Origin of the sequence: Plantactinospora sp. BC1, from assembly GCF_003030345.1 — a bacterium.
In the GTDB taxonomy this organism is placed as follows: Bacteria; Actinomycetota; Actinomycetes; order Mycobacteriales; family Micromonosporaceae; genus Plantactinospora.
Genome location: NZ_CP028158.1, coordinates 6,533,261 through 6,548,893, shown reverse-complemented (window position 1 = coordinate 6,548,893; position 15,633 = coordinate 6,533,261). Strand labels below are relative to the sequence as shown.

Here is a 15,633-nt window from a genome sequence, read left to right as displayed (position 1 = left end):
CGAGCAGCGGTACGTCTCCATGCTCTACGGGCGCCTCGACGAACTGCGTACCCAGGCCACCCGGCGACTGCGCACCGCGCTGCGCAACGCCGGCGGCACCCAGCAGGAGCGCTCGCAGCGCGACGGCACCGTCCAGATGTACGCCGAGCAGCTCGACCGGCTCGGCGCGGTCGAACAGGGCCTCTGCTTCGGTCGACTGGACCTCGACGACGGCACCCGCCGCTACATCGGCCGGATCGGCATCTTCGACGGCGACGGCGAGTACGAACCGGTGCTGCTGGACTGGCGCGCCCCGGCCGCCCGGCCCTTCTATCTCGCCACCGCCGCCGCCCCGGACGGGGTACGCCGACGCCGGCACATCCGGACCCGGGATCGCGAGGTGGTCGGCCTCGACGACGAGGTGCTGGACCTGAACGCGGCCGGCCAGGCCGGCGACCGGGGCGGGTTGACCGGCGAGGCGGCGCTGCTGGCGGCGGTGAACGCCAGCCGTACCGGCCGGATGACCGACATCGTCCGGACCATCCAGGCCGAACAGGACCGGGTGATCCGGGCCGACCTGGACGGGGTGCTGGTGGTGCAGGGCGGCCCCGGCACCGGAAAGACGGCCGTGGCGCTGCACCGGGCGGCGTACCTGCTCTACACGCACCGGCAGATCCTCTCCACCCGGGGTGTGCTGCTGGTCGGCCCGAACGCGACCTTCCTGCGCTACATCTCGCAGGTGTTGCCGACGCTCGCCGAGACCGGCGTGCTGCTGCGTACCGTCGGGGAACTCTTCCCCGGGATCACCGCGACCCGGCCCGAGCCGGCGGAGGTCGCCGAGCTGAAGGGCCGGCTCGACATGGTCGAGGTGCTGGCCGCCGCGATCCGGGACCGGCAGCGGGTACCGGAGGAGCCGATCGAGATCAACATCGAGCGGGACAGCCTGGTGCTGGATCCGGCCACCGTCGCCGCCGCCCGGGACCGGGTCCGCCGCACCGACCGGCCGCACAACCTGGCCCGGCCACTCTTCGACATCGAGATCATCCACGCCCTCGCCGACCAGCTCGCCGAGCGGATCGGCGCCGACCCGCTGGGCGGGGAGAACCTGCTCGACGAGGCCGACCTCGCCGAGTTCCGGCGGGAGCTGCGGGCCGAGCCCGAGGTGCAGGCGGTGCTGGACTGGCTCTGGCCGATCCTCACCCCGCAGCAGGTGGTGGCCGGGCTGTTCGCCTCGGAGCAGCGGCTCGCGGTGGCGGCGCCGAAGCTGGACGAGACCGAGCGGGCGGCGCTGCGGCGGGAGCCGTGGGGCGGCTGGAGCCCGGCCGACGTACCGCTGCTGGACGAGGCGGCGGAGCTGCTGGGCGAGGACGACCGCGCGGTCCGGGCCAGGGCCGCCCGGCAGCGCCAGGCCGAGATCGAGTACGCCGAGGGCGTGCTGGAGATCGCCGCCGGCTCCAAGTCGATCGACTTCGAGGACGAGCCCGAGGCCGAGGACGGGATGCTGGACGTCACCGACCTGCTCGTCGCCGACCGGCTGGCCGAGCGGCAGGCCGACGGGGACCAGCTGAGCACCGCCGAGCGGGCGGCGGCGGACCGGAGCTGGGCCTTCGGGCACGTGATCGTGGACGAGGCGCAGGAACTCTCCCCGATGGCCTGGCGGGTGCTCATGCGCCGCTGCCCGAGCCGCTCGATGACGCTGGTCGGCGACGTGGCCCAGACCGGATCGCTGGCCGGCGCCTCGTCGTGGTGGCCGGTGCTGGAGCCGTACGTCGGTGACCGGTGGCGGCTGGAGGAGCTGACGGTCAGCTACCGTACGCCGTCGGAGATCCTGGCGGTCGCCGCCAAGGTGCTGGCGGAGATCGACCCGACGCTCACCCCACCCCGAGCGGTACGCGACACCGGCGAAGAGCCCTGGGACGTCCAGGTCGGTACCGGTGAGCTGGTCGGGCGGCTGGTCGAGGCGATCCGGACCGAGGTGGCCGGGGTCGGCACCGGCCGGGTCGGGGTGATCGTGCCGGCCGGACTCGTCGACGAACTGGGTCCCGGGGTCACCGAGGCGGAGCCCGAGGTGGCGCTCGGCGACGATCCGGAGTTGACCAGCCGGGTGGTCCTGCTGACCGTCGCCCAGGCCAAGGGGCTGGAGTTCGACTCGGTGCTGGTGGTCGATCCGGACCGGATCGTCGCCGAGTCCACCCGTGGGCGCAGCGACCTCTACGTCGCGCTCACCCGGGCGACCCAGCGACTGGGCATCCTCCGGGTCGGCTGAGCCCCACCCGGTGCGCTGGACCGTGCCGGCGAGCGCGTCGCCGGCCCGGCGGCCGGGTCACTTGTCCGTGAAGTTACCGATCTGCCGCGCCTGTCCGGAGGCGTCGCTGGTGGACCCGGCCGCCGACGGGTTGATCCCGCCGGTGGTCGCGTCCCCGGTGGTGGTCGGTGCCACCTTTCCGCCCGGCCGGCGGGGTTGGCGGCGCGCGTTCGCCGACCCGGCCCGCCGGTCGGTACCGGTGGTGGTGCTGACCCCCCGGTTCCGGGTCGGACCGCCGTCCCGCAGTACGTCCGGATCCCGCGCCCGGTCCGCGGGGTCCTCGATGTCGCGTTCGTGCGCCTCGCGGCCCTCGTCGACCGGGAGGGTGACCTCCTCCATCGCGCCGGGGCCGTACTTGCCGCGCCCGATCCGGTCTTCGGTCCGCCGTGCCGACTCCCGCCGTTCGTCCTCGCCGCGCACGTCCACCACCTCGCCGAGTTGTCCGTTGTCGTCGTCCCGGGTGTCCCCGGTGCCCGGGTCGGCAAACGCCACCGGCCACCCCGGGCGGCGCGGGATCGATAGTCCGCTGGTCAGCGGCTGTTTGTGGCAGGGCCGGTCGGGTAGCCAACGGGTGCCACGGGCGCGGAAGTGCCGTGACCGTTGGCGGTCGGAAGAGATCTCATCGAATCCGAGGAGGAAAAGATGAGCACGCAGACCCCGTCCAGGCAGCCGATGGGCCAGCAGGTGACGGACATGCAGTCGGCACCGACCCGGGAGATGGGTGCCCAGAACATCTCCAACCAGCAGATACAGCAGACTCTGTCGGAGATGCAGCGCCGGATGGACGAGCCGGTACGGCGGAATCCTGGTAACGAGACCAAGCCCGCCTGGCTGAGTACCGAGTTCTACATCTATCTGGCGGCGGTCGGCTTCACCTTGCTGGCTGCGGACCTGGTCGGTACGGACGCGACCGGCGTCGACCCGTTCCGGGCTCAGCAGGCCTGGTTCTTCATCACCCTGATGACCATCGCCTACCTGGGTAGCCGTGGTCTGGCGAAGCTGGGTAACGCCTGGCGACACGGCAAACGGTGACGATGCTCCGGACGCCGTAGCGGCGGAGCGCGGTCTCCGCTGAGGACCGGTGTACCGGAGTGTCCCGAGCAGTGGCGACTTGCCACGGGGGGTCGCGGTCCCCGCCGACAACGGCGGGGACCGCGGCCTTTTCCTCGTCCGTGGCCGTCGGCCGGGTCACTCCTCGCCGAAGTCGCCCTCGAAGGCGTCCTCCAGCATCTCACCGGCGATCATGCCGCCGGCCAGCCCGAGCGCCGCACCGGCGACCATGCCGCCCATGCCGTGCCCGCCGTGGTGCCCCTGCTTGCCGGGGTGTCCGTAGTGCTGTCCCGCCCCGCCGTGCCGGCCGTAGCTCTGCACCGTCTGCGCCAGCCAGCCCTCGACCCGCTGCCGCCAGTCGACCTGGTCGACACCGGCGTGCTCGGCGGTGTACCGGCCCACGCTGTCGTGCCCGCCGCTGAACATTCCGCCGCGCTTGTCGCACTCGATGATGACGTCGACGCCGTGCTGGTTGGTGACGAAGGTCAGCTCGACCTCGCGGATCGCGTGCGCGTACTGCGGGGCGGCGAAGAACTCGATCTCCTGGTAGAACGGCAGCGTCTGCTGCACGCCGTAGATCTGCCCGCGCTCCAGGTCGGCGCTCTTGAACTGGAAGCCGAGTTGGGCGAACGCCTCCAGGATCTTCTCGTGCACCGGCAGCGGGTGTACCGCGATGGCGTCCAGGTCGCCCTTGTCCACCGCCCGGGCGATCGCGAGTTCGGTACGCAGCCCCATCGTCATGCCGCGCAGCCGCTGACCGTAGACGTCGGTGATCGGGGTCTCCCAGGGCACCGGGAGCTGGAACGGGATCGCCAGTTCCTGCTTGGCTTCCAGGCGCATGGCGCCGCTGACCGGGAGACGGTAGAACTCCATGGTGCCGGCGTACTCGCTGTCTCCGGCCTCCATCTCGACCCGGGTGACCAGCGCGACGGTGACCTGCTCGATGTCGGCCGCGGAATCCCCGCCGCGCAGGTTGACCTGCCCGTCGAGCACCAGGCCGGGCCGGGTGTTCGGGTTCGTCAGCACGGTGTCCACGCTCGGACCGCCGACGCCGAAGGCGCTCAACATCTTCTTGAAGACCATAGAGATACTCCTGTTTACGGCGGATATGTGCCGCTGGTGTCGGCGCGCATTTTCCACGATGGATCGACGCGCACTCCGGTGACCCTATTCACCGTAGCTGTGAGGTGGCTGGGAGCGTTCGCCCGTCACCGATTCGGGTGACGGAGCCGGGCCCGCGACGAGTGCCCGGACACACCGGGCCGCCGGCCGGGAGGCTGGCGGCGGCGGGCGGGACGTAAGCTCTCCAGACCATGCGCGTGGGTATCGTGATCCTTCCCGACCAGCGGTGGTCCGTGGCCGAGCGCCGGTGGCGCCAGGCCGAGGAGTGGGGCTTCGACCACGCCTGGACCTACGACCACCTCGGCTGGCGTGACCTGGTCGACGGGCCGTGGTTCGACGCCATGGGCACGCTGACCTCGGCCGCGATGGTCACCTCCCGGATCCGGTTGGGCACCCTGGTCGCCTCGCCCAACTTCCGGCACCCGGTGCACTTCGCCCGGCAGATCACCGGGCTGGACGACGTCTCGGACGGCCGGGTACTGCTCGGCATCGGCGCCGGCGGGATCGGGTTCGACTCGGACGTACTCGGTGCCCGGGCGCTCTCCCCCCGACACCGGGTCGACCGGTTCACCGAGTTCACCGAGCTGCTCGACCTGCTGCTCCGGACCGACGGGGTCACCTGGCGGGGCGACTACTACGCGGCGGTCGACGCGCGGAGCAACCCCGGCTGCGTCCAGCAGCCCCGGGTGCCGTTCGTGGTCGCCGCGAACGGGCCGCGCTCGATGCGGCTCGCCGCCCGGTACGGCCAGGGCTGGGTCACCACCGGCATCCCGGACGGCGACGACATGGCGGCGTGGTGGCGCTCCGTCGCCGACCTCGCCGGCCGGATGGACGAGATCCTCGCCGCCGCCGGCCGGGAGCCCGGCAGCCTGGACCGCTATCTCTCCCTCGACTCCGCCCCGGTCTTCTCGCTCTCCAGCGCGGGGCACTTCGCCGAGGCGGTCGGCCGGGCCGCCGAGCTGGGCTTCACCGACGTCGTCACGCACTGGCCGCGCGAGTCGAGCTGGTACGCCGGGGACGAGGCGGTCCTCGCGGAGGTGGCCACCGAGGTGCTGCCCCGGCTACCGGGCCGGAGCTGACCGTCCCCTCGGGAACCGGCGGAGACGCCGGAGGCCCCGGAGACGGCGGAGACGCCGGCGGGTGGTTGCCGACCGGTCGCCGCAGGAACGCGTGGCCGGGCCCGCGGACGCGGGCCCGGCCACCGGCGGAAGCCGACAGGTCAGCTGGCGGTGCAGCTCAGCGTCGGCGTGGTGTTGCTGCCGTTCCAGGTTCCGATGAACCCGAACGCGGTACTCGCCCCGGCGCCGAGGCTGCCGTTGTGCGAGACGTTCCGCGCGGTCACGGTCGACCCGCTGCTGCTGAGCGTCGCGTTCCACGCCTGGTTGACCTGCTGCCCGTTGGCGAAGGTCCAGGTGACGGTCCAGCCGCTGATCGCCGCGCTGCCGGCGGTCACCCGGACCTCGCCCTGGAAGCCGCCCTGCCACTGCCCGGTGACGGCGTACGTGGCGGTGCAGCCCCGGGTACCGCCCGGTGACGTGGTCGGCGGAGTCGTCGGTGGGCGGGTGGTCGGGGTACCGGTCGGGGGCCGGGTCGTCGGCGGAGTCGTCGGGTTGCCGCCGCTGTAGACGGTCGCCTCCCGGGCGGTCTGCCGGATCCCGTTCGCCCCGTTGAAGATCCGCTGCCCCCACGAGGTCAACTGGCTCACGTTGAAGTTCGTCACCATGTCGAGGTACTCGACGCCGCCGCCGTTACCGCTCCACGACCAGCCGATGTAGCCGATCCCGTTCTGCTGGGCGTACGACATGATGGTGTCCTCGTCCGGGTTGCCGTCCGAGTGGTTGTGCCCGAACTCCCCCACCACGATCGGCAGGTTGGCGCTGCGGAACCGGCCGAGGTAGTCGGTGATCTCGGCGGCGGTGTCGAAGACGCCGTACATGTGGATCGAGAAGATGGTGTTCCGGTCCGGGTCGGCGTTGAAGACGCTCTGCGCGTTGTCCCGCATTATGAAGCGCCAGTCCTGACCCCACATCGGCGCGTCGACCATGATGGTGTGGTCGAAGCCGGCGTTGCGCAGCCGGGTGATCGCGTTACGGGTGTGCGTCGGCCAGTTGGCGCTGGTCGCCTCGTTGTTGCCGAACGGCTCGTTGCCGATGTTGAGGATGACGTAGTTCTCCTGGCCGGCCAGTGCGCTCTGGATGCTGATCCAGTAGCTCACCGCCTGGTCGAGGGTGATCGCCGCGCCCTCCTCGCCGTACCCGGTGGTGTCGTGCACCTCCAGGACGCAGATCAGCCGGTTGGCCTTGCACAGCGAGATGACGTTGGCGACGTCGCTGGCGCTGTTCTGGGTCCACCGGGCACCGCTGCTCAGCACCACCCGTACGGTGTTCGCGCCCAGCGATTTGATGTCGCGGAATGAACCGGTTTGGCTGGCGTACCAGGTGTGCGCGTGGCTGACCCCACGCATGATGAACTCGTTGCCGCGCGCGTCGATGAGCCGCCCGCCGCTGATCGTGAAGCCGGCCGCCGCCTGTGCCGACGGGGTCACCACGAAGAGCGAGACGGCAGTGGCGGCGACGAGCGCGAGCAGCGCCGATGCGACGGCGTAGATTCGTCTTTTCATGACCTACCTCAGGGAGGGTCCCGGGACGGGGACAGAAGTGAGGGGACCGGCAACTGTTGCCCGACAGTTGCCACCCAACTCCCTGCGACGGCACGGATCAGGGTAGGCCGATGAACCGGTTAACGCAACCGGTTAAGTAACCCCTCCGCCCGGTACCGGGCGGAGGGGCGGTGCCGGATCGTCACCAGGCGGTGGGCTTGCCCGGGGTGTAGAGCCAGGTCTGGAAGAAGGCGTCGAGCTGCCGCCCGCTGACCTTCTCGGCGAGCCGGACGAAGTCGGCGGTGGTCACCGTGTCGTCGCGGTTCGCCGCGTACCAGGCGCGGAGCAGGGCGAAGAAGGCCCGGTCACCGATCTTCGTACGCAGCGCGTGCAGCGTCATCGCGCCCTTGGTGTAGACCGAGCCGGCGAAGAGGTTGGTCGCACCCGGGTCGCCGGGCGGCGGGTTCCAGAAGCTCGCCGTCTCCGGCCGGGCGTAGTTGGTGTCGAACCGCGCCTGCGCGGTACGCCCGCCGGTGTGCTCCTCCCAGAGCCACTCGGCGTAGCTGGCGAACCCCTCGTTGAGCCAGATCTCCTGCCAGCGGGCCGGGCTGACGCTGTTGCCGTACCACTGGTGGGCCAGCTCGTGCGCCACCGTGCCCTCGCCGGGCGGTCCTGAGTAGATCGGCCGGGTCTGCGTCTCCAGCGCGTACCCGGCGTCCTCGTCGTCGTCGACGATCGCCCCGTAGGAGGTGAACGGGTACCGGCCGAAGAGGTCGGAGAAGTACTCGATCATCTCCCTGGTCCGGGCCAGCCCGTCGGCGGCGTCCGGGCCGAGGTCCCGGTCGACCGCGTCGATGATCGGCAGGCCGCGCGGGCCGGTGCTGCGGCGCAGGTCGTAGTCGCCGACCGAGGCGGTGGAGAGGTAGCTCGCCATCGGGTCGCGGGCCCGCCAGACGAAGGTCGTCCAGCCGTTCCTCGTGCGCTGCTCGACGAGTTCGCCGTTGGCGACCGCGGTCTTGCCGGCCGGCACCGTGATCCGGAAGTCGTAGCTGGCCTTGTCGGTCGGGTGGTCGTTGACCGGATACCAGGTGGCGGCGCCGTCGGGCTCGTTCGCCACGAAGGAGCCGTCCGGCGTGGAGACCCAGCCGTAGAGGGCGCCCTCGATGTCGGTCGGGCGGCCGGTGGTGCCGTCGTACCGGACGACGACGGTGAACCGCTCGCCCCGGGACAGGCCGTTCCTCGGCGAGATGCGCAGCTCCTGGCCGTCCCGGTCGTACCGGGCGGCCCGGCCGTCGACGGTCACCGACCGCACCTCGAAGCCGCGCAGGTCGAGGTTGAACCGGGAGAGCCGGTCGGTGGCCCGGGCGCTGATCGTGGCGACCCCGGCGAAGGCCCGGCTGGTCGGTTCGTAGCGGATCTCCAGTCCGTAGTGGAGGACGTCGTACCCGCCGTTGCCGGCCGCCGGGAAATAGCCGTCACCGACCCCCGGCGCACCCGGCTTCCCGGCACCGCCGTGACCGTGACCCCGCCCGGTGGCCGACGCGGGGGTGGCACCGAGCGAGAGGGTGACGGTCGTCGCCGCCAGCACGGCACCGAGCCGTCGAGAGATCACCATGGTCGGACACGTTAATACGGCCGTTGACCGGGGGGAAGAACCGAACTCCGCCGGCGGCGCCCGGGCGGTGCGGTGACCGACCGCCACGGGCGCCGTCATCCCCACCACAAGGATGATGCACCGGCCATTCTTAACCGGTTAAGGACGAACCTACCTCCACGGTCGGGAAATAGTCAAGGACGTCACTGCACTTCACGCCGGACGACCGGGGTTTACCGGCGCCAGGAGGGGTAGACAACCGGAATCGGACGACGGAGGAGGCCGGCATGGTCGGGGTGGGCTACACGCTGATGTGTGAACAGACCGGACCGAAGGACCTGGTCGACCAGGCGGTCCGGGCGGAACAGGCCGGCTTCGACTATCTGGTCATCTCCGACCACTACTCCCCCTGGCTCGCCTCGCAGGGCCACTCGCCCTACGCCTGGGCCGTACTCGGCGCGGTCGCGCACGCCACCTCCCGGATCAAACTGATGACCTACGTGACCTGCCCGATCCGGCGTTACCACCCGGCGGTGGTGGCGCAGAAGGCCGCGACGATCGGGGTGATGTCCGACGGCCGGTTCACCCTCTCGCTCGGCGCCGGGGAGAACCTCAACGAACACGTGGCGGGCGCCTGGCCCTACGTGCACCAGCGGCACGAGATGCTGGAGGAGGCGTTGCAGATCATCCGGCCGCTGCTCGACGGCGACAACCTCTCCTACTCCGGCAACCACTTCGAGGTGCCCGAGGCGTACCTCTGGGACCGGCCGGAGGGCCCCATCCCGATCGCCCTCGCGGCCTCCGGGCCGCACTCGGTCGAGCTGGCATGCGAGTACGCCGACGCGCTGGTCTGCGACAACCCGGACGCGGCCGTGGTCAGGATGTACGACGAACGCGGCGGCGCCGGCAAGCCCCGTTACGGGCAGGCGGCGGTCTGTTACGGCCCGGACGCCGACGACTGCCGCAAGACGGTGCACGACCAGTGGCGGTGGGCCGCCCTGAACTGGACGGTCAAGGCCGAGCTGCCCGGGCCGGAGTCCTTCGTCAGCGCCAGCGAGGCCATCCGTCCCGAGGACATCGCGCAGCTCGTACCCTGCGGACCGGACCTGGACCCGCACGTCGAGGCGTTCCGCAAGTACGTCGACGCCGGCTTCACCGACGTGGCGTTCGTGCAGGTCGGCGTCGAGGGCCAGCCGAGGTTCCTGGACTGGGCCGAGCACGAGCTGCTGCCCCGGCTGCGGGAGCTCTGACCGGGATGCGATTCGGCCGTGTCGAGGTCCGCCCGCTCGGTGGCGGACTGGGCTGCCTGCTGATGATCCTGATCTCGATCGTCGGCTCGATCGTCCTGACCGTACTCGTCAATCTGCTCCTCTGATCGGCCGGCCGGCGCTCGACCGACCGGCCGACGTGTCGGGGCGTGCCCGGCGTGTCGGGCATTCCTCCCGGACAGCCGGGTCAGCTGTCCCTGGCTCGGCCTCGGGCGGTGCAGCAGGCTCGGCCCCAGGCAGTCGTACGGCTGTCGCGCGGCGACGCGGCGGAGACGAGTATGCGGTTCAGAATCCTGGGTCCCCTGTCGGTCGAGGTTGCCGGTGCTCCACTCCGGATCCGGAGCGCCCGGGTCTCGACCCTGCTCGCGACCCTGCTCCTGGAGGCCAACCGGACGGTGCCGACCGACCGGCTGATCGAGGCGGTGTGGGGCTGGCACGCGCCGCCGACCGCCCGCAGCCAACTGACCATCGTGGTGTCCCAACTGCGCCGGCTGCTCGCCCGGGCCGGCGCGCAGCGGCCGATGGTACTCACCGAGTCGGCCGGTTACCGGCTCGCCGTGACGACCGACGAACTCGACGCGCTGCTGTTCGAGCGGTACGTCGCCGAGGCGGAGCGGGCGGCCTCCACCGGCCGGCCCGCCGATGCCGTCGCACGGCTGAGGTCCGCGCTCGACCTGTGGCGCGGCTCCGCGCTGGCCGGGGTGCCCGGGCAACTGGTCGGGACGGCGGCCACCCTGCTCACCGAGCGGCGGGCCGCGATCCGGGCCCGCTGCGTCGAACTCGAACTCGCGCTCGGCCGGCACGCCGACCTGGTCACCGAACTGGTCGGGCTGGTTGCCACGGATCCGTTCAACGAACGCTTCCGGGAGAATCTGGTACTCGCGCTCTATCGCTGCGGCCGGGTCACCGAGGCGCTCACCGGATTGCAGGACTTCCGTCGGCGACTCGCCGACGAGGTCGGGATCGAGCCCGGCCCCCGCCTGACCGAACTCCAGCACCGGATCCTCAACCGCGATCCCGCGCTCGACCTCCCGCCGGAAGCTCCGTTGGCGGGGCCGGGCGCCTCGCTGGCGAGCCCGGAAGCTCCGTTGGCGGGGCCGGGCGCCTCGCTGGCGAGCCCGGAAACTCCGTTGGCGGGGCCGGGTGCGCCGTTGGCGGGGCCGGAAGCTCCGTTGGCGGGGCCGGGTGCCTCGTTGGCGGGGCCGGAAGCTCCGTTGGCGGGGCCGGGTGCGTCGTTGGCGGCCGCCGTCGACTCGGGGAGCACCGATGCGAACCGGCCGGGACGGCGCCCGGGCGGGCCACCGGCCCGCCGTCGGGTGGCCGGACGACCGGCTCGTCGACCGGGTGGGCTGCCCGGTCGACGGCCCGGCGGGCAACCGGGCGGCCCGGCCCGCCGTCGACCCAGCGGCCGGGACGGTACGACCGGACGCACCGGGGATGTCCCGTGGCAGCTTCCGCCCGCCGTCGCCGACTTCGTCGGGCGGGACGCCGAACTGACCCGGATCCGCCGCGCCCTCGGCGACGGCACCGGCCGGACCGGACCGGCCGTGGTGGTCGTCTCCGGCCTGCCCGGGGTCGGCAAGACGGCACTGGCGATCCGGGCCGGCTGGGACGTCGGCCCCGGACACCCGGACGGCTGCCTCTACGCCGAACTCGTCGACGGCGGTCAGGGCGTGCCGGTGGACCCGCACGAGGTACTCGGCGGGTTCCTCCGCGCGCTCGGCGTACCCGGGGCCGCGGTTCCGGACGGGCGTACCGAGCGGCGTGACCTCTACCGGTCGCTGGTGGCACGGCGCCGGATCCTGGTCCTGCTCGACGGTGCCGCCGACGAGGCGCAGGTACGCCCGCTGCTGCCCACCGGGCCGGCCTCGGCGGCGCTGGTGACCGCCCGGCGCCCGCTGGCCGGCCTGGACGGCGCCCACCGGGTCACCCTCGACGTGCTGCCGGTCGAGCCGGCGGTCCGGCTGCTCACCGGCATGCTGCCGGACCGGGTCGCCGGTGACCTGCCGGCCGTGCACCGGATGGTGCAGCTCTGTGACCGGCTCCCGCTGGCGATCCGGGTCACCGGAAATCGGCTCGCGGTCGGGGCCGACCGGTCGCTGCCCCAGGCCGTCGACCGGCTCACCGACGGTACGCGCCGGCTCGACCGGCTCGTCGACGGCGACCGGGACGTGCGGCGCGGACTGGCCGGGGCGTACCAGCGGCTGGCGCCGCAACCCGCGACCCTGCTGCGGCGGCTCGGCGCGCTGCCGGTGGCCGAGTTCCCCGGTTGGCTCGCCGTCCCGCTGCTGGACACCGACGAGAGCAGCGCCGAGCAGGCTCTGGCCGCCCTGACCGACGCCGGTCTGGTGTGGCCCGTGCCGGACCGGCGTACCGGGCTGTCCCGCTACCGGATGCCGGAACTCGTCCGGCTGTACGCGGCGGAACGGGTCGGCGTCGACGATCCACCGCCGACCCGGGCGACGGCGCACCGCCGGGCGTACTGGTGGCTGCTGGACCTGGCGCTGCGCGCCGACCGGCAGGTACCCGAGCAGGTCTTCCCGGCCGGTGCGATCGGCCTGCCGCGCGGGTTCGGTCCGGGCGAGGAACTCCTGCGCGCCGTCGACGCCGACCCGCTCGGCTGGCTCGGCGCGGAACGGCACCTGCTGGTCGGCGCCGCCGAGCAGGCCGCCGGACTCGGCGACACCGAGCTGGCCTGGCGGCTGGCGGTGGCACCGACGAACTTCCTGCACCAGCGCGGCCTGACCGAGCTGTGGCAGCGCGCGGTCGCGCACGGTCGCGCCGCGCTGCGGGACCGGGGCGGTGTCGATCGCGGCCGGGCGCTGCTGTCGCTCGGCAACGCCCTGCTGCTGCTCTCCCGGGCCGAGTCCGGCGCGGCCTGGACGGCGGCGCGGGCCGCCCGGCGGCTCTTCGACGAGCTGGGTGATCCGGACCGGGCGGCGGCCTGCGCGGCCGTCCAGTGGCTGGCCGGGCAGCGTCCCGCTCCGGCGGCGAGCCCGGTCGGGGTCGGGGCGCGGCGCGGCACCGACGAGCCGGCTCCGCTGCGGAGGACGGGAACGCTGCGCGGGGTGATCCGACGGATCGGGGTCGCGCCCCGGGCCACCCCGATCCTCTGCCCCGCCGACCAGCCCGAGCCGGTGGCACGGCGGCCGGTCGGTGGCGCTCCGGCGCCGCGCCGTGGATCGGCCCAGCGCCCGCCGGACGTCGTGGCGGTCATCCCGGGCCAGGTACGCCCGCCCGACCCGGCCCTGGCCGGGAGCGAGTGACCGGGAGCGTGCCGCCCGCCGATCGGCGCGGCCGCGAGAGGTCGGATCTGGCTGGACCGGGTCGGTCGTCGTATGGCGTCCAGCCGGTTACGGCGACGGCTTGGCGGTGCCGTCCGGTGCACGGGTCGGCAGCCGGGTGGTCGCGGAGGCCGACGGAACGACCGGACCGGAAGCCTCGGCGCAGAGCCCGACCACCTCGTCCAGCCCGATCCGGTCGGCCGGCTCCGCCCGCAGCAGGCCGGTGACGATCCGGCGCAACGGCGCCGGAACCGGCGGCCCGCGGAACGACGGCGCCAGCAGCGCCGCCACCCAGTCCTCCGGCCACCGTACCGGCAGGCCGGCGGATCCGGCCCACGAGCCGGTACCCGCCACGTCGAGGCCGGCCGGGGAGACCCGGCCGGCCAGCCAGAGAGCCAGCACGCCCAGGCTGAACAGGTCGGCCGCCGGGTCCGGTGCCGCGCCCCGCCACAGTTCCGGAGCGACGAAGCCGGCCGCGCCGGAGAGCCGCAGGTCGAGGTAGGACCAGTCGTCCGGCCCGCCGGTGCGTAACGCGGCCAGCTCCAGGTCGACCAGCCGGAGTTCCCCGTCCGGCAGCAGCAGCACGTTCTCCGGAGCCAGGTCCCGGAGTACCACGCCGACCGGGTGCACCGCGCCGAGCAGCCGGGCCAGCCGGCCGAGCAGGTGATGCCAGCCGGGCCGGCCCGGACCGACCACCCGTACGTCCGGCAGGTCGGCGGAGAGTGGCCGCCCCGGGAGTAGTTCCTCGACGAGGAACCGGTGGTCGCCCTGGACGAACTCGCGCAGTGGCCGGGGCGTCACGCCGAGCGGGAGCAGGTGGCGCAACACCCGCGCCTCGTGCCCGAGCAGGTCCCGGACGTCCCGGTCGTACGCGTCGACCCCCACGTACGGCCGGGCCTCCTTGATCAGGACCTCGACGCCGGTACGCAGGTCCCGGGCCCGGTAGACGCCCCCCTTGTTCGCCTGCCGGATAGCCCCGGTGACCGCGTACCTGCCGCCGATCAGGACCTCGGCCGGTCCGGTCGGGTCGACGGGCCCCCACGTCCCCGTCGACCCGACCGCCCCCGTTGACCCGGCCGCCCCCGCCGGCCCGACCGGGTTCCCCGACCCGGCAGGTCCCCCCACCCGCGCGGCTCCCCCGAACCGCACGGTTCCCCCGAACCCCGCGGATTCCCCCACCCGCGTGGTTTCCCCCGACCCGGCCGGGCCCTCCGACTCGGTCGAGCCCCCCGACCGAGCAGGTACTGCGGGCCCGGCCGGGCCCCCCGGTCCGCCCCCCACGGACCCGGCCGTCCCCGCCGAACCGAAGACCGGTTCGGCGGTGGACGTCCCCAAGATCTGCATCGACGCCACCGACCAGCTGGGCCCGGTCGGGCCGGCCCGGTTGGTCGGCCACACCGGCGCCCCGGGCACCGCCGGGGCCGATCGCCCCGGCGCGGAGTCGAACGGCGGCTCGGCCCAGGCCGGTGGCCGGAAGACCGGCTCGCACCGGTCCTCGACCAGGTTCCCCTCCGGATCGACCAGGCAGCGCCGGTACCGGCCGTCGTCGTCCAGTACGCCGACCCCGCCGAAGGCGCCGTACCGGTAGTGCACCACCCCGCCCCACTGGTACGGCCGGTCGGAGAGGACGGCCGGCCCCACATAGCCGGCGGTCGCCTCGTCGAGACGTCTCGCCAGTTCCCGGAAGAGTTCGTCGGTCGCGGGGTGCACGGTGAGGAACTTTCCGGCCCGGGCCCTCGGTGCCCGGGGACCGTTGAGTTCGGCGAGCCCCGCTGCGGTGGCGACGAAACTGAATTCGGTACCGGTCTCGACCAGCGTCGGCGCGCAGGCCGCGAGCACCAGCGGCGCGTTCGCGGGCGTCGCCGAGACGTGCAGCTTCCAGCCCTGCAGGCGGTTGACCGGCAGCGCCGGGGTGACCACGGTCCGCCCGGCCCGTTGTCGCACGGTCCAGCCGGCGAGGCTGATCCGGTCCAGCAGCTCGCCGACCAGGTCGGCCGGCTCAGGCTGCCCGGACCACGCCGGGTGGCGGGCGGGAGCCGAGGTCTGCCCACGCAGCGGCATGGCGAGGCCGGAACTCCGGCTCGCGGTTGCCGACGACTCGGGCGTCATAGGTCTCCCCGGTTTGGCGATTGGTGAAGTGCCGGCCGTGGTGAGTGGCGGCTGGCACCGCCGACGAGAGTGCCGGGCCGGCGCATCGAGTGGCCATCGACCCGACATCGAGTACCTCCGGCCGGGCCCCGCAGCGGTGGCTTCGATCGGAGAGTCGTGCACCAGATCCGGTCGGGTACCGGACCGTACGGAGACACGCCGGATTTTCCCGAGTGGACTGGGACACCGGTCCCGGGCCTGCGGGACCCCCGACGGGACATGATGCGTCAGTCCGACGGACCGTTCCGCGCCCCGTTGAACAGCGGGCCTAGGCTGCGGAGGAA

Annotated in this window: 10 protein-coding genes; 5 read left to right on the top strand and 5 right to left on the bottom strand. The window is 73.1% G+C overall.

Annotated features, from left to right (window positions below):
- Positions 1–19 precede the first annotated feature (19 nt).
- Positions 20–2,245: an AAA family ATPase gene (locus C6361_RS28715; RefSeq protein WP_107271247.1), complete on the top strand. Its 2,226-nt coding sequence runs from the start codon at positions 20–22 to the stop codon at positions 2,243–2,245.
- 57 nt (positions 2,246–2,302) lie between these two features.
- Here the strand turns inward: C6361_RS28715 and C6361_RS28710 are convergent, their stop codons facing one another.
- Complete coding sequence (locus C6361_RS28710) at positions 2,303–2,704, bottom strand: hypothetical protein (protein WP_107264056.1); 402 nt, start codon at positions 2,702–2,704, stop codon at positions 2,303–2,305.
- A gap of 222 nt (positions 2,705–2,926) precedes the next feature.
- Here C6361_RS28710 and C6361_RS28705 point away from each other — a divergent pair, with 222 nt between their 5' ends.
- Positions 2,927–3,316: a hypothetical protein gene (locus C6361_RS28705; protein WP_107259050.1), complete on the top strand. Its 390-nt coding sequence runs from the start codon at positions 2,927–2,929 to the stop codon at positions 3,314–3,316.
- Between the two features lie 156 nt (positions 3,317–3,472).
- On the opposite strand, the gene C6361_RS28700 is transcribed toward C6361_RS28705, so the two are convergent.
- Positions 3,473–4,417: a sporulation protein gene (locus tag C6361_RS28700; RefSeq protein ID WP_107259049.1), complete on the bottom strand. Its 945-nt coding sequence runs from the start codon at positions 4,415–4,417 to the stop codon at positions 3,473–3,475.
- 230 nt (positions 4,418–4,647) lie between these two features.
- Here C6361_RS28700 and C6361_RS28695 point away from each other — a divergent pair, with 230 nt between their 5' ends.
- Positions 4,648–5,535, top strand: coding sequence for an LLM class flavin-dependent oxidoreductase (locus C6361_RS28695; protein WP_107269620.1), 888 nt, complete (start codon positions 4,648–4,650; stop codon positions 5,533–5,535).
- 140 nt (positions 5,536–5,675) lie between these two features.
- Here C6361_RS28695 and C6361_RS28690 read toward each other — a convergent pair whose 3' ends face one another.
- Together C6361_RS28690 and C6361_RS28685 are read right to left on the bottom strand one after the other, a co-directional pair.
- Positions 5,676–7,076: a cellulase family glycosylhydrolase gene (locus C6361_RS28690; protein ID WP_107269619.1), complete on the bottom strand. Its 1,401-nt coding sequence runs from the start codon at positions 7,074–7,076 to the stop codon at positions 5,676–5,678.
- Positions 7,077–7,257: 181 nt separating this feature from the next.
- Positions 7,258–8,670 carry a M1 family metallopeptidase gene (locus tag C6361_RS28685; protein WP_107269618.1) on the bottom strand — a complete coding sequence of 471 codons (1,413 nt, stop codon included), beginning with the start codon at positions 8,668–8,670 and terminating at the stop codon, positions 7,258–7,260.
- A gap of 266 nt (positions 8,671–8,936) precedes the next feature.
- Between C6361_RS28685 and C6361_RS28680 the strand changes: the two genes are divergently transcribed.
- Both C6361_RS28680 and C6361_RS28675 read left to right on the top strand, forming a co-directional pair.
- On the top strand, positions 8,937–9,899 hold the full coding sequence (locus C6361_RS28680; protein WP_107269617.1) for a TIGR03557 family F420-dependent LLM class oxidoreductase: 963 nt from the start codon (positions 8,937–8,939) through the stop codon (positions 9,897–9,899).
- Positions 9,900–10,195: 296 nt separating this feature from the next.
- Positions 10,196–13,183: an AfsR/SARP family transcriptional regulator gene (locus C6361_RS28675; RefSeq protein ID WP_107269616.1), complete on the top strand. Its 2,988-nt coding sequence runs from the start codon at positions 10,196–10,198 to the stop codon at positions 13,181–13,183.
- An 87-nt stretch (positions 13,184–13,270) separates the two neighbouring features.
- Here C6361_RS28675 and C6361_RS39060 read toward each other — a convergent pair whose 3' ends face one another.
- Positions 13,271–15,310 carry a hypothetical protein gene (locus tag C6361_RS39060; RefSeq protein ID WP_159079522.1) on the bottom strand — a complete coding sequence of 680 codons (2,040 nt, stop codon included), beginning with the start codon at positions 15,308–15,310 and terminating at the stop codon, positions 13,271–13,273.
- Positions 15,311–15,633: the final 323 nt, after the last annotated feature.

Bases quoted from the DNA above. Each gene is read 5' to 3' on its own strand.
- C6361_RS28715 (WP_107271247.1), top strand. From the start codon at position 20: ATGCTCTACGGGCGCCTCGACGAACTGCGTACCCAGGCCACCCGGCGA.
- C6361_RS28705 (WP_107259050.1), top strand. From the start codon at position 2,927: ATGAGCACGCAGACCCCGTCCAGGCAGCCGATGGGCCAGCAGGTGACG.
- C6361_RS28700 (WP_107259049.1), bottom strand. From the start codon at position 4,417: ATGGTCTTCAAGAAGATGTTGAGCGCCTTCGGCGTCGGCGGTCCGAGC.
- C6361_RS28695 (WP_107269620.1), top strand. From the start codon at position 4,648: ATGCGCGTGGGTATCGTGATCCTTCCCGACCAGCGGTGGTCCGTGGCC.
- C6361_RS28690 (WP_107269619.1), bottom strand. From the start codon at position 7,076: ATGAAAAGACGAATCTACGCCGTCGCATCGGCGCTGCTCGCGCTCGTC.
- C6361_RS28685 (WP_107269618.1), bottom strand. From the start codon at position 8,670: ATGGTGATCTCTCGACGGCTCGGTGCCGTGCTGGCGGCGACGACCGTC.
- C6361_RS28680 (WP_107269617.1), top strand. From the start codon at position 8,937: ATGGTCGGGGTGGGCTACACGCTGATGTGTGAACAGACCGGACCGAAG.
- C6361_RS28675 (WP_107269616.1), top strand. From the start codon at position 10,196: ATGCGGTTCAGAATCCTGGGTCCCCTGTCGGTCGAGGTTGCCGGTGCT.
- C6361_RS39060 (WP_159079522.1), bottom strand. From the start codon at position 15,310: ATGACGCCCGAGTCGTCGGCAACCGCGAGCCGGAGTTCCGGCCTCGCC.